The organism is Natronomonas sp. (assembly GCF_046710025.1).
Classification (GTDB): Archaea; Halobacteriota; Halobacteria; order Halobacteriales; family Haloarculaceae; genus Natronomonas.
Genome location: NZ_JBKEGK010000051.1, coordinates 1 through 13,652 on the forward strand (window position 1 = coordinate 1; position 13,652 = coordinate 13,652).

The following is a 13,652-nucleotide window of genomic DNA, read 5'->3' on the forward strand; positions in this document are numbered from 1 at the left end:
AACTTCTCGAACAGGTGCGTGAGATGCATCCAGAACTTCCGTTTATTCTCTTCACCGGAAAAGGATCCGAGGATGTCGCAAGCAAGGCGATTTCGAAGGGGGTGACTGACTATCTACAGAAGGGGTCGGGCACAGAGCGGTACGAACTTCTAGCCAACCGGATCGACAACGCCGTTTCTCAGCGCCGGTCGGAACAACGCGCCAACCAGATCGAGCGCTGGCTCGTAGAACTCGCTGAGGAGACCCACAACATACTCTGGATTTTCACCGCGGATATGGACGACGTGATCTTCATTAACTCCGCTTTCGAAGAACTCTACGGCATCCCTATAGACCAACTCCGCAATGATCCACTGTGTTTTTTGGAGGCGACTCGCCCCGAAGATCGACCACGGGTAGCACAAGCCATCGAACAGCTTCGAGACGGACGGACCGTTGAAATCGAACACCGAGTCAACGAGGACGATGACTACCAACGCTGGGTGTACGTCCAAGGAAAACCGATCTGCAATGATGACGGCGACGTCACCCGGGTCGTCGGCTTCATTACGGAGACCACCGAACGCAAGGAACGCGAACAGCAGCTTCGACAGTTTCAGCGTGTCGTTGAGTCCTCGGGTCACGCGATTCATTTCACCGATCAAGACGGCGTCATCGAACACGTCAACCCGGCTTTCGAGAGGATGACCGGATACACAGCCGAGGAAGCGATCGGACAGACCTCACAGATACTCCAGTCGGGGGAACACGAGCAGGCGTTTTATGAAGACTTGTGGGAGACCATCCTCAAAGGCGAGGTTTGGCGGGGCGAAGTGATCAACCAACGAAAAAATGGCGAACCGTTCATTATTGATCAGACAATCGCGCCGGTGACCGATGAGTCCGGAAAGATCACGCATTTCGTCGCCGTCAGCACCGATATTACCGAGCAACGGGACACCGAGCGCGAGTTGGGAATCCTCCGGACGGCGATCGACAACGCTCACTCACCACTGACTCTGACCGATCCGCATCAAGAGGACAACCCCATGGTGTATGTCAACAAGGCATTTAAAGACCTCACCGGGTATACGGAAGCGGAAGCCATCGGGCGGAACTGTCGGTTTCTGCAGGGCGAGAAAACCGATCCTGAGACCGTCGCTCAACTCCGGAAAGCGATTGACAACGAAGAGCCAATCACCGTCGAAATTCGGAATTACCGCAAGGATGGGACACCGCTCTGGAACGAGTTGACGGTCGCGCCGGTGTACGATGCTGATGGGGACCTCGTCCGGTATCTCGGTACACAGCGAGACATCACCGACCAGAAAAAACGCACCCAGCAACTGGTTGCCGAACGAAATCGTATCCGGGCAATTACGAATGCCATCCCGGACGTGACGATCGTCTACGATCGCAAGGGGAACTATCGAGAGGTGCTTACTGGACAGGAGAGCCTTCTTGCCGACGACGTGTCGGAACTTGTCGGTTCGAACGTGACGGATATACTAGAGCTCGACGTTGCGGAGACTCTCATCGAAGGTATTCAACGGTCACTGGATACTGAAACCGTTCAGACCGTCAAATATGCGCTTGATTTGGCGGGTAAGCAGACGTGGTTCGAAGGACGGATTGCGCCTATGCCCGGCGATGGACGCGACGAGGCGGTAGTGCTCGCCAGAAACATCACCGGCCGGAAAGAACGCACCCAGCAATTGAAACGCCAGAACGATCGGCTCGACGAGTTCGTAAGCGTCGTGTCCCACGATCTTCGAAATCCACTGAGCGTGGCTACAGGACGGCTCCAACTCGCTAAACAGGAGTGTGAGAGCGAAGAGTTGGCGCACGTCGATGCTGCCCTTGATCGGATGGGGGCGCTGATCGACGATCTGCTGGCGCTGGCTCGTCAGGGTGAGTCTTTCACCGATATCGAGCCGGTCAAACTCGCGGCACTGGTCGAAGATTGCTGGACTACTGTCAAGACGATGACCGCCTCACTCGCGGTCGAGATTGACCCTGAGAATTCGATTCGAGCGGATGTAACCCAGCTGAAACAGGTGTTCGAGAACTTGATGCGAAACGCGATCGAACACGGAGGATCGGACATCACAGTGACGGTCGGCGAACTGGATGACGGTTTTTATTTCGAGGACAGTGGAGATGGAATTCCGGGTGAGGAACGGGATTCGATCTTTGAGGCCGGGTATTCGACGGCGGATGCGGGGACTGGGCTCGGATTGAGTATCGTCGACCAGGTCGCTGACGCTCACGGGTGGACCATCCGGGCTACCGAGAGTGAGGCAGGTGGCGCCCGATTCGAAATTACTGGCCTCGAACGCGCCGAGCGCTGATAATACGCTCAGCACCCTGTCGTGTTGAGCTGACGCCCTCGGTCGGGGGTCGAACCGGCATGGCACACGGCCCTGCTACGAACGAGTTGAGAACCGCTCTCCGTGGATCGCCCGATCCCCCGTTTGAAGGCCCCGATCGCAGTCGTGAAAAATCGTCAGACCCCACCGCCGTGGCCGAAACTGACTCAAAAAACGCCGTTTGCCCGCTACAGTTCGTCGAGTTTCCGCAGCAGCTGCCCCTCGTACTCCTCGTCGGCTCTGATCCCCTTCAATTCGAGCACGTTCCGCTCGAGTTTGTCGAGTGCGACCCGGAAAGCCGTGTCCGAGCCGTACCCCTCACCGGTGCCGGCGATCTGCCCGCGGTTCGTCCGGAGTCGGATCTGGGCGTGGATCAGCGGCGTCCCACGGAGCCGTTCTTTGTGCTCGCTGAGCCGGACGTGGGCGTGGTGGACCTGCATGTCATTGTACTTGCCGGCGACCTCGCCGATGGCCTCCTGGATGTCTCCCCGGGAGATGGTGTCGAGGAGGTCGATGTTCGTGATCTGGACGTCCATACTCCGTTCCTCGGTGAACGTCAGCGCGCGGAGCACGTCGGTCTTCGTGAGGATGCCGGCGACCAGCGTGTCGTCGCTCTCGGGCGTGACGACCAAGCCGGCGTAGTCGGTCTCGAACATCTGCTCAACGGCGGCCTTGACCGTCTCGTCGGCGGTGATCGTCTCGACGGGGCTGTTCATCATGTCGTAGACGGGCAGGTCCAACATCCGGTCGGTGTCGCCGGAGCGGTCGCCCGCCTGTTGGCGCTCCATCGTCCGGACCGCGAAGTCCGCGATGTCGTGGGTCGTCACCATCCCGGCCAGCCGCCCGTTCTCGTTGACGACGGGGAGCCGGGAGACGTCGTTCTCGCGCAGGTAGTTGATCGCCTTGCCGAGGTGGTCGTCTTCACGGAGGGTGACGACGTCGTCGGTGTAGATCTGATCGACGGTGAGTACACTGAGGTTGTCGAGAACGGCCTGGAGGATCGCGTCCTCGGTGACGATGCCCCAGAGCGTATCGCCCTCGAAGACGGGTGCGACCTTTGTGCCGCCTTCGACAAGCATCCGGGCGACATCACGAACGTCCTCGTCGCGCCCGATTCGCGGGACGTTGCTCCGAACGAGGACATTCACCTTCGCGTCGTCCTCGATATGCGACTGGAGCAGTTGTCGTTCCGTGATCACGCCCGTGTACCCGTCGTCGTCGGTCACAATGATGCCCTTCGGGTTCTCCCGCTCGAAGACGGATCGGATCTTTCCGAGCCGCTCGTCGCTACCCACCTGAATGAACTCTTCGGTGGCGATATCTGCTATATTCATCTCTATTGAAGAACTTTACCGTCACGGCTCTTGAAACTATCTCACTGTCGCTGGGATCGCAGTCTCCGAAGTAACCATCCAAACCCGTATCAGAGACTGCTTGAGGCCGGGGCGAGGACAGACTGCCCACGAGCGATAGCGCGTCTCCGTTCGACGCCTGAGAACGGCTCCGGGATCGACAACAAAGATAAATAACGGCGGAGCCGAGTAAACGAACAATGTGCGCTCGGAGCGACGGATCGAAACACAACCCGCCCGGAGGGAACACCCGCCGGCACGCGGATGATCCCCACCATTGAGCCGTTTGAGAAACCCACCGATCGGTACGATCGCCGGTTCGAGACGTACGACCACGCCTCCCGGTCGGAACGCTGAGAGTTCGGTCGGCTCGTCTCTGTGCACGCAGACGATTACGACGAGGGGTCCTTCGTCGACATTGATACTCCTTCCAGCGTCTGACCGGACTTGGGCCGGGACTCGCCCTGCTCACGCCTCTCGGCGACCCTGTGAGCACCGACAGCAGCCTCTGTCCATCCCACAACCGCTGTCGGGGCAGGCCAGTCGCCGGCTTACAGCCCGCATTCGGTCCCTGAACGAGTGGCATAGATCCAGGATTGATCCCGTCTCGAATTGGAGCCGGAACCGGGGCGTCCATCACTCCACACGAATGGAATCATGAGTGTCGAAACGCTCTGTCAGATATGCGAGGCAGCGCCCGCTGAACACCAGTGCTCACGGTGTGGGGCGCTCGTGTGTAACACACACTACGACACCGAAACTGGCCTGTGTACCGAGTGTATGACGGCCTCTCCCGATCGATAGCCGTGACACCGCTGAAACAAAGAGACCCCGTATGAACACCGAGCAGCAGACACCGTACGATCGGCTCGCGCGACGTCTCGCCGAATCCGATTCGCCGACAGTTACTACACTCCCGGACGGGAGTATCGATCGCTACGGTACGGTTTCCGGCGACGGTTCCGACGCACTCGAAACCCGAGAGGCGCTGGCCCGCGAACTGCTCGGCAACCGGGCGGCGATCGAGTTCCGCGTCGAGGCGGTCGAGCCGGGGGGACAGGCCGTCAACGCCGCCGAACAACTCCACGAACTCGGCGGAGACGTGACCTGCTACGGCCACCTCGGGCACCCCGTCTTCGATTCGCTCCCGTTCGAAGCCGTCTCGATGGGCGACCCCTCGACCGTGTACGTGTTCGGCTTTAGCGACCGGGACGTCATGTTTGTCAACAACTCGGCGGTCGTGGAGTGGACACTCGATGAGCTACGGCGGGTCGGCAGCCTCTCTGACATCTTCGGTGGCGACGCGATCTGTTGTAGCAACTGGGTCTCGGTGCCCGGTCTGGAGAGCGCCTTCCATCGACTGGGCGCGGCAGACCTCCCCCGAATCCCGTTCGTGTTCGACCCCGGCGACATCGTCGGGAGTGCTCGCGACGACATCGACGCACTACACGACGCGCTCGCCGCCCTCCAGGGCACGTTCGACGTCGTTTACAGCGGGAACCGCGAGGAGATCCGCACGACAGCCGCTCCCCTGTCGGCCCCCGCCGAGAGTGGCTGCGACAACCTCACCGCGATCCGGAACGCGACGGGCATTTCGGCCGCTGTCATGCACGCCAGAGACGAAGCCGCCGCTGCGACGAGCGATGGGCGAACGAGCGTCGAAACCCACCACGTTGCCGATCCCGAACGCCACACCGGCGGCGGCGATCGGTTTAGCGCCGGGGTGGCCCACGCGCTGGCCTGTGGATGGGCGTGGGACACCGCCCTCGCCTGTGGAAACACCTGTGCCGTCTACTACGTCGGGTCCGGTAAAACCGGCTCCCCTGAGGATCTTGGCTCCTTTATTCGGGACCAGTGACCGGCCGACCGAGAAGACGGAGTAAAGCGCGCAAACAGTTTGTCGGTGCCTTACTCGCCCCAGTTTCGCCGCTCGGTGGGGCGCTCGGAAAGCGCCATCACGTCCAGCGGTTCCTCTCGCGTCTCGATGGCCTCCATCGTCGCCCGCGCGCTCGGCACCGTCGAGAAGTAGGTAATCCCTTCCTCGACGGCGATTTCGAGGACATCACGGTCCCGCGAGAATATCACGTCGACCTCGCTGTCGCGTAACGCGGCCGTGACATCCTCGAAGTCGTCCTTCGTTCGGACGTCGAAGTGACGTTCGGCGTGCTCCCGGACATCGGTGATATCCTCGTTCTTTTGGGACATCCCTCGCAGCGTCTCGAGGTCGACGATCGCCGTCCCCGCTGTCGGGATCGCTTTGTCGGTGGCCGACTGTGCCTTCAGGTACGCTTTGCCGAAGGAGCGGGCCGTCCCCATCACCTCGCCGGTGGACTTCATCTCCGGGCCGAGTCGGGGATCTGACCCCGGTAGTCGGTCGAACGGGAGGACGACCTCCTTCACCGAGACGTGTTCGGGGACCTGCTCGTGGGTTCGGAGTTCGTCAAGCGACTGGCCGGCCATGACCTTCGCGGCCAGTTTCGCGATCGGAACACCCGTCGCCTTCGACACGAAGGGGACAGTCCGCGACGATCGGGGGTTAGCCTCCAGAACGTACACCTCACCGTCGCGAACGGCCAACTGGACGTTCAAGAGCCCCTCCGTCTCGAGTGCACGGGCGATATCTAGCGTGACCTTGCGGACGCGCTCAAGGACATCCTGCGACAGCGAACGCGGCGGGATCATGCACGCCGAGTCGCCCGAGTGGACGCCGGCGGCTTCGACGTGCTCCATGATGCCGCCGATGAGGACATCCTCGCCGTCGGCGACCGCATCCACGTCGAGTTCGACCGCGTCGGCGAGGAAGTCGTCGACAAGGATCGGTTTGTCGGGGGCCACCCGAACCGCCTCCTCGATGTACCCGGTGAGTTCCTCGTCGGAGTAGACGACGTCCATCGCGCGCCCGCCGAGGACGTACGAGGGTCGTACGAGGACGGGATAACCGATCTCGTGGGCGAGTTCGAGTGCCTCCGCCTCGCTCGTGGCGGTGCCGCCCTCGGGTTGGCTGATCCCCAACTCGTCCATGAGAACGTTGAACCGGTCGCGATCCTCGGCGAGATCCATCGCTTCCACGGACGTCCCGAGGATCTCACAGTCGAGACCGCGCCGTTCGAGTTCGGTCTCCAGCGGTTCGCCGACGTTGACGGACGTCTGGCCGCCGAACTGGACCATCACGCCGTCGGCTTGTGTTTCCTCGACGACGTCGGCGACCTCCTCGGCGGTGATCGGCTCGAAAAAGAGCCCGTCGGAGGTGTCGTAGTCCGTCGAGACCGTCTCGGGGTTGTTGTTGATTACGTGGGCCTCGACGCCGGTCTCCCGGAGCGCGCGAACGGCGTGGACCGCACAGTAGTCGAACTCGACGCCCTGGCCGATCCGGATTGGGCCGCCGCCGACCACGACGACGCTTTCGATGTCGCGATCGATCTGGACTTCGCTGTTCCCGCGTCCCGTCGGTGGCTCGCGCGCCGAGTAGTAGTACGGCGTCGACGCGCGGAACTCGCCGGCACACGTGTCGACCTGCTTGTACGTCCGCCGAGAGGTGTCGGCCTCAACGTCGCCGACAGCCGCGCCCGCTCCGTCCGTTTCGACCGGTTTCTCGGTCTCGGCATCTAGGCTTGCGGCCTCCGCGGGTATCCAGGAGGCGTGAGTGTCGGTGAATTCGTCGCCCGTCATGGCGGCGATTTCTTGATTTGTGAAGCCCACATCGGCGGCGGCCTGGTAGTCGCCGTTCCGTGCGGCCTCAGCGGCGTCGACGATCCGGCCGAACCGCTCGAGATACCACTCGTAAATTCCGGTAAGATCTTGGATTTTCTCAAGGGTGTAGCCGCGGTCGAACGCCTCGAAGATCGCGTAGGGCCGGTCGGGGGTGGGGCGTTCGAGATACTCGGTTTCGAGTTCGTCGTCGTCCACGTCGGGCCAATCGACGGCGGGTTCGTACTCAGAGGAGCGAAGCGCTTTCAGGAGTGATTCCTCGAATGTCCGGCCGATCGACATCGCCTCACCGGTGGATTTCATCGCCGGCCCGAGCTCGAACTCCACGTCGGAGAACTTGTCCTTTGGCCATCGGGGGACCTTCGTGACGATGTAGTCGATCGCCGGCTCGAACGCGGCGGTCGTCTCGCCCGTGATCTCGTTGTCGATCTCGTGGAGGCGCTTGCCCAGCGCGACCTTCGCGGTGACGCGGGCGATCGGATAGCCCGTCGCCTTTGAGGCCAGCGCCGACGACCGGGAGACGCGGGGGTTGACCTCGACGACGCGGTACTCCCCGGAGGGCGTGCCGTCGTCGCGCCAGGCGTGTTGGATGTTACAGCCGCCTTCGATGCCCAACTCGCGGATGACCTTCAGTGCCGAGTTGCGCATCTCCTGGTGCGCCTCGTCGGGGATGACCTGTGAGGGGGTGACGACCGTCGACTCCCCGGTGTGGATCCCCATCGGGTCGATGTTCTCCATGTTGCAGATGATGATACAGGAGTCGTCGGCGTCCCGCATCACCTCGTACTCCAGCTCCACCCAGCCGGCGATCGACTCGGTGATCTGAACCTCGTGGTTTCGGGAGAGCTGGAACCCCTTGCGCGCGATCTCGCGGAGTTCGTCCATGTCGTCGACGACGCCCGACCCGGAGCCGCCAAGCGTGTAGGCGGTGCGGGCGATGACCGGCAGGCCGCCGACCGCTTCGACGGCGTCCTCAAGCTCGTCCATCTTCGAGATGGTTTCGGAGCGACAGACCGGTTCGCCGACCTTCCGCATCCGTTGACGGAAGAGGTCCCGGTCTTCGGTGGCGTAGATGGTGTCCAGCGGCGTCCCCATTATGTCGACGCCGTACTCCTCTAAAACACCCTCCTCTGCGAGTTCGGCGGTGACGTTCAGGCCGGTCTGACCGCCGAGGCCGGCGATGACGCCGTCGGGTTCCTCCTTGCGGACGACCTCCGCGATGGCCTCAGTCGTGATCGGCTCGACGTAGACCTTGTCGGCCATCTCCGGGTCCGTCATTATCGTTGCCGGGTTCGAGTTGACGAGGACGACCCGCGCACCCTCCTCCTTCAGCGCCCGGCACGCCTGTGCGCCCGAGTAGTCGAACTCCGCCGCCTGTCCGATCTGGATCGGCCCGCTGCCGATAAGCAAAATAGTGCGGTCCTCGTCTGGCATTACCCGATCGAAGCCCGTACATCGTAATAAGCCCGGCGAAAGAGTGCGGAATTCGAATCTGAATTACGAATTTCGAATCCCTCGCCCACATGGCGCAACGCCACACAAACGCTGGTGTCGACGCCTCGAGCGGGCCTATCCGTCCCGTGGCGACCAGCGGCCTAGCGCCGTCGATCGCGATTGTCCGCTCCACGGCTCACGGCTTCTCGCGTCCCCTCACGACTCTCGCTTCCACCGTCACTCAAGCAGTTCAATCGTGTCGTCGCCGTTGGGGACCGCACAGATGAACGCCCCAGGGTCGTCGCCGTCGTTTCGGTACCAGTGGACTGTCCCGGCGGGTATAAACAGTGAATCGCCGGCGACGACGGTGTGTTCCTCGCCGTCGATTCCGACGATGTACTGGCCCTCAAGCACGTACTGTTCATGTTCGACCTCGTTGGTGTGTTTCGGAACCGATCCCCCCGGTTCCAATTCGAAACGGCGGATCGCGAGGTTCGGCGCTCCGTCGTCCGGGCCGACGAGGACGCTCTTCGAGAGCCCCTCACCGGCGTCGACAGCGTGTTGTTCGATCGACGCCGCGCGCTTGATCATCGGCTCCGCGCTCGCTTCCGGATCGGCTGGCTCTGACATACCGTTGGGTATGGGCCGCGCCGACTTGGAGGTATCCATCCCGCTTATATATGATTCGCCGGTCACTCCGAGAGAACGACCCGCTCGCGGAGCCACGCCTCCGCCGCCGCCAGCGATTCGCCGTCGCTATCGCTGATCTTGAGGCGGTTGTGTCCCGCCTCCCGGTCGGGGTAACAGCCGACCCGGACCCCAAAACACTCGCGGACCTCGTTGAGGCGGTCGATGAGGCTGGCCTCCGGCTCCTCGGTGTAGAGGTATCGTGAATCGACGTCACCGTCGAACTCGTCGGCGACCTCCTCGAACATTCCCTTCATTTCCGAGGGGATCCCCGGCAGCACGTAGACGTTCTCGAGAACGCACCCCGGCGACAGCCCGACCTGGTTGATCAGCGGCCGTGCCCCGGCCGGAATCGACGCCTCTTCGGAAATATCGACGTTCAGATCGGGGTATTCGTCGGTGATCGCCTCGAGGTGGCGCTCGATGTCCGCCCGGGCGAGATCGTTCTCAACGAGGTCGCACCCGAACGCCGCCGCCACGCCGTCCATCGTCACGTCGTCGGGGGTTCCCCCGAGGCCGCCGGTCACGACGACAGCGTCGAAGCGCTCGCTGTAGCGTCGGGTCGCCTCCGCGATCACATCCGTCTCGTCGGGGACGGTTAGCACGCGCTTCGTAGTTACGCCGCGGTCGGCGAGCTCCGCGGCGAGCCACGTCGCGTTCGTGTTGGCCGTATCGCCATCGAGGAGTTCGTCGCCGACCGTCAACAGGGCCGCGTTCATATCCGTGATTCGGCCGCGGGATTCAAAAGGCCGCCGCCGAGGGGGTGGCCGCCCGGAGGCACGCCGGGACAACGTTCCCGAACTCGGCGTTGCGGTGACACGACGGACACAGACAGACGAGGTTGTCGGGGTAGTGAGCGTCGGGCTCGGCTGTCACGGGTGTCTCGACGAACGCCCGGACCGGCACGATGTGATCCTCCTTTTTATACCGCGAGCGGAACTCCTCACCGCAGTGATCACACGTCCGATTCGGTAGCCGTCTGCCGTGCACACTGCTGTGGTGAACGCCGAGTGCCCGACGCGTGAGAACTCGTTCGAAACGCGGTGGGCACTGGTACATACTGCCGGTTGCCCCGCGTTCGTTCGAAACCGTTCGGGCGAAACTCGACGCGTCGACCCATTATATAAAATATATTACAGGTCCGGGTGCGGGAATTGAACCCACGTCCCAGCCACCACAAGGCTGGAGGATACCACTACCCCAACCCGGACACGCAATTAATAATAAACCAACTCGCGGTTATATACATTACGGCTTTTCGGGAGCTGTGAGACGGACTCTCACCCGCCGTCCGTGGGTTTTTTACCCCCGACCGACTACGCGCATTTGTGGCGATCACGGACAAGATATACGTCAAAAACCACCGCCAGCTCGCCTCACAGCTCGACACGAGCTTTCCGAAGAGCGCCTTCTCCGGCGCGACGCTTGACATCCTCTTTACCGGCGATGGCATCGCAAAGCTCGACGAGGCCTCCCGAGATCGGGTGCTCGAGTTCGCGGAGGACTTCCTCGACTGTGACTGCCAGGGCCACCCCCACTGTGGTTGCCCCGAGCGGAAGTTCGTCTCGTATCTTCTGGAGCTTCGCGCACAGGGGCTCGGCCCCGACGCTATCGTCGACGTGATGGGCGACGACTACATGTTGTACGCCTACCCGGGCGACGTGCTATCATTTCTGGACAGCGCCGTCCGGACGTTGGAGGCGGCCGAACGGCTCGCGGACGTCGACGGTCGTCCGGAGGCCGAAAACCGGATCGGGCAACGAAAGCGACACCTCTCGCAGTAATGTCCTGAAAAGCCGCTAACAACCGGCTTGGTGACCCCATCATAGGAAAGCGGTGGCTCCGGGTTCAGTCTCTCACGACCTCTTATGACGACTGCAATGGGCACAAAACAGCCGGGCGGGTCAGCCGAGTCGGAACGGCTCTTCCTCGTTCTCGTTGCCGTCGAGATCCTCAAGTTGGATGACCTCGTCGGCTTCCTGCTCTTCGACCTGCTGGCTGAGTTTCGTGACGTACTGTTTGTACTCGTCGAGCTGTTCGCGGAGATGTTCGGCCTCCAGTTCGAGGCGTTCGTGTTCGCGAACGAAGCTCTTTGGCACCTCGACTTTCGGCGGGAAGCTCTCCGCCGCGGAGGCGGTTTCGGAGGCGCTGCCACTTTTGAGTTCGTGCTCCGGGACGACCCGGACCTGGCCGTCGTGAGCAACGAGGGTGTCCACGTAGTCGCGGAACACGGCCGACAGGGAGATGTCGCGCTCCTCGGCGATCTCCCGGAGGGTTTCGAACGCCTCCTGGTTCACCCGAAAGGAGATCGTCTTGTTCTTGTTGCCCATTGTTGTCGTGATTCGTGCGTCCAGAAATATAAGCGTTCGTCAGACACCTGTCTGACGTTCGTCATTCGGCCGCCCTCTGTGTCTCGTCCGGAATCTGTCGTATATAAATGCGTACAGATCACGACGCGGTTGGCCCCGTGATGATTTCGCGATCGCCACCGCAGTCGCCACAGCCGCCGCCCCCGCGAGCCACACGCCTTCTCGACCGACTCCCGGCGGCCCCGTCGACCCACTCCGTTCGCCTCGGGGCCTGCCGGTCGTCCCCTGAACGTGGACTCGATGCTGGCCCTTGGGCGGGGCGGCTCGCACCGCCGCGCGGTATATAAACTCCGGCGAAGGTTATAGACGACTGAAATTATTAATACACGGCAAAGGACGAGATAAAAACCGAAATTCGTTCGTCCGGATCGGATTGGGAGTTCAGATCGGCCGTGGGCCAGGACGAGTCCGACGCGTTGGTATATAACTCAGCGGGCAGGTTATATAAACCATCGAACGTCCTATATAAACGAGCAACACCCCTGGCCGGGACAACGAAAAGGCCTATGCGGGAAACCGACAACGGGTCGAGTATGAGCGTCGATCTCGCCTTCGCGGAGAACGAACTGTTGCCGGCGATCGCTCAAGACGCCGACTCCGGCGAGGTGTTGATGTTGGCCTACGTCACGCCCGAGGCCGTTGAACGCACCCGCGAGACCGGGGAAGCCCACTACTACTCCCGGAGCCGCGAGACGCTGTGGCACAAGGGCGGCTCCAGCGGTCACGTCCAGCCCGTTGAGGAGATCCGCGTCGACTGCGACGGCGACGCGCTCCTCTATATTGTCGAGCAAGAGGGCGGGGCCTGTCACACGGGCTACGAGAGCTGTTTTCACCGGACGATCGACGGCGAGGTCGTCGGCGAGCAGGTCTTCGACCCGGAGACGGTGTACGAGTGACCGATGGCCGACGAGACCGACTCGACGGCCGCAGACGACCTCGTCGCCGCAAAGGAGCGCGTCGAGTCGCTCAGGTCCCGACTCGCCGAAACGGGGCTGGATCGCTCGACACTGGAGACGGTCGCCGACGCCTATCGGGACGTCGAAACAGTCCTCGACCGCTGGCAGGAGCGCGCCACCGACTGGGACGACTTCGAGGGGTACGTCAAGTTCAGGGACGACCTAGCGGGGACCCTCGAATCGATTCCCGACGATGTCCCCGAGCGCGAGGCGTTCGTCGAGGCCGACGAGCACGTGACGACGGCCGGCGTTTCAAAGTCCCTCCGAGCGAGCGACTTTGACGCCGCCCGCGAGGCGCTGGCCCCGGCGCGGGAGTACGCGGAACTCCGTGCGGACCTCGAGTCGGCACTTGCGGGCCGCCGCGAGGCCGAGCAGCGCGCCGAACGGCGGGAGATGGAACTCCACGAGCGGATCGAAACGCTCGATCGCCTCCTCGAACTCGGCGAGGCGGACCTCGACGCGCCGACCGAGCGGCTTGAAGAACCGATACGGGCGTACGACGACGCGATCGCGGACGTCTTCAACGCGTTCCGCCGTGAAGCTCCCGCGGCGTCGTTTCTCGGGTTCGTCGATCGGGCCGCACGCACCCCCTTCGTCGATTACGAGTCGCCGCCCGAGGACCTCCTCGAATACGTCCGCGAGCGAGAGGCGGGTGAGTATGCCGTTGTGGATTTGCTTGAGTACGCCGACTACTCGACCTCTAAGCTCTCACACTATGTCGACGATGCGGCCCTGCTGAAACGCCGGGTCGCGACGAACCGGACGTACCTCGAGCGGCTCTCTGCAGATCCGCTGTCG

The 13,652-nt window shown here is 62.4% G+C and carries 11 protein-coding genes and 1 tRNA gene; 5 read left to right on the forward strand and 7 right to left on the reverse strand.

The window, feature by feature from the left end; translation table 11 throughout:
- Positions 1-2,330, forward strand: a 2,330-nt coding sequence (locus ACI944_RS05435; RefSeq protein ID WP_411718045.1) for a PAS domain S-box protein, incomplete at its 5' end; no start/stop codon positions are given.
- 206 nt (positions 2,331-2,536) lie between these two features.
- Here ACI944_RS05435 and ACI944_RS05440 read toward each other — a convergent pair.
- Positions 2,537-3,682: a CBS domain-containing protein gene (locus ACI944_RS05440; RefSeq protein WP_411718046.1), complete on the reverse strand. Its 1,146-nt coding sequence runs from the start codon at positions 3,680-3,682 to the stop codon at positions 2,537-2,539.
- 853 nt (positions 3,683-4,535) lie between these two features.
- On the opposite strand from ACI944_RS05440, the gene ACI944_RS05445 reads away from it, so the two are divergent.
- Positions 4,536-5,558, forward strand: a complete 1,023-nt coding sequence (locus tag ACI944_RS05445) for a hypothetical protein (RefSeq protein WP_411718047.1) — start codon at positions 4,536-4,538, stop codon at positions 5,556-5,558.
- Positions 5,559-5,608: 50 nt separating this feature from the next.
- Here the strand turns inward: ACI944_RS05445 and carB are convergent, their stop codons facing one another.
- From carB to ACI944_RS05470, 5 genes are all read right to left on the reverse strand, one after another.
- The gene (gene carB, locus ACI944_RS05450; protein ID WP_411718048.1) at positions 5,609-8,842 is read right to left on the reverse strand and encodes a carbamoyl-phosphate synthase large subunit; all 3,234 of its coding nucleotides are present in this window, start codon (positions 8,840-8,842) and stop codon (positions 5,609-5,611) included.
- A gap of 237 nt (positions 8,843-9,079) precedes the next feature.
- Complete coding sequence (locus tag ACI944_RS05455) at positions 9,080-9,472, reverse strand: cupin domain-containing protein (protein WP_411718049.1); 393 nt, start codon at positions 9,470-9,472, stop codon at positions 9,080-9,082.
- Between the two features lie 62 nt (positions 9,473-9,534).
- Positions 9,535-10,248, reverse strand: a complete 714-nt coding sequence (locus ACI944_RS05460; RefSeq protein WP_411718050.1) for a competence/damage-inducible protein A — start codon at positions 10,246-10,248, stop codon at positions 9,535-9,537.
- A gap of 22 nt (positions 10,249-10,270) precedes the next feature.
- The gene (locus ACI944_RS05465; protein ID WP_411718051.1) at positions 10,271-10,588 is read right to left on the reverse strand and encodes an HNH endonuclease; all 318 of its coding nucleotides are present in this window, start codon (positions 10,586-10,588) and stop codon (positions 10,271-10,273) included.
- A gap of 80 nt (positions 10,589-10,668) precedes the next feature.
- Positions 10,669-10,739: transfer RNA gene (locus tag ACI944_RS05470), tRNA-His, on the reverse strand.
- Between the two features lie 118 nt (positions 10,740-10,857).
- On the opposite strand from ACI944_RS05470, the gene ACI944_RS05475 reads away from it, so the two are divergent.
- The gene (locus ACI944_RS05475) at positions 10,858-11,313 is read left to right on the forward strand and encodes a DUF5814 domain-containing protein (RefSeq protein WP_411718052.1); all 456 of its coding nucleotides are present in this window, start codon (positions 10,858-10,860) and stop codon (positions 11,311-11,313) included.
- A 120-nt stretch (positions 11,314-11,433) separates the two neighbouring features.
- Here the strand turns inward: ACI944_RS05475 and ACI944_RS05480 are convergent, their stop codons facing one another.
- The gene (locus tag ACI944_RS05480; RefSeq protein ID WP_411718053.1) at positions 11,434-11,859 is read right to left on the reverse strand and encodes a ribbon-helix-helix protein, CopG family; all 426 of its coding nucleotides are present in this window, start codon (positions 11,857-11,859) and stop codon (positions 11,434-11,436) included.
- Positions 11,860-12,404: 545 nt separating this feature from the next.
- On the opposite strand from ACI944_RS05480, the gene hisI reads away from it, so the two are divergent.
- Both hisI and ACI944_RS05490 read left to right on the forward strand, forming a co-directional pair.
- A complete protein-coding gene (gene hisI, locus ACI944_RS05485; protein WP_411718054.1) occupies positions 12,405-12,794 on the forward strand; it encodes a phosphoribosyl-AMP cyclohydrolase in 390 nt (129 codons plus the stop codon).
- Positions 12,795-12,797: 3 nt separating this feature from the next.
- A partial coding sequence (locus ACI944_RS05490) for a hypothetical protein (protein ID WP_411718055.1) occupies positions 12,798-13,652 on the forward strand: 855 nt, incomplete at its 3' end.

Excerpts from the sequence above, each read along its gene's own strand:
- ACI944_RS05445 (WP_411718047.1), top strand. The coding sequence starts at position 4,536 with ATGAACACCGAGCAGCAGACACCGTACGATCGGCTCGCGCGACGTCTC.
- hisI (WP_411718054.1), top strand. The coding sequence starts at position 12,405 with ATGCGGGAAACCGACAACGGGTCGAGTATGAGCGTCGATCTCGCCTTC.
- carB (WP_411718048.1), bottom strand. The coding sequence starts at position 8,842 with ATGCCAGACGAGGACCGCACTATTTTGCTTATCGGCAGCGGGCCGATC.
- ACI944_RS05460 (WP_411718050.1), bottom strand. The coding sequence starts at position 10,248 with ATGAACGCGGCCCTGTTGACGGTCGGCGACGAACTCCTCGATGGCGAT.
- ACI944_RS05455 (WP_411718049.1), bottom strand. The coding sequence starts at position 9,472 with ATGTCAGAGCCAGCCGATCCGGAAGCGAGCGCGGAGCCGATGATCAAG.
- ACI944_RS05480 (WP_411718053.1), bottom strand. The coding sequence starts at position 11,859 with ATGGGCAACAAGAACAAGACGATCTCCTTTCGGGTGAACCAGGAGGCG.
- ACI944_RS05440 (WP_411718046.1), bottom strand. The coding sequence starts at position 3,682 with ATGAATATAGCAGATATCGCCACCGAAGAGTTCATTCAGGTGGGTAGC.
- ACI944_RS05465 (WP_411718051.1), bottom strand. The coding sequence starts at position 10,588 with ATGTACCAGTGCCCACCGCGTTTCGAACGAGTTCTCACGCGTCGGGCA.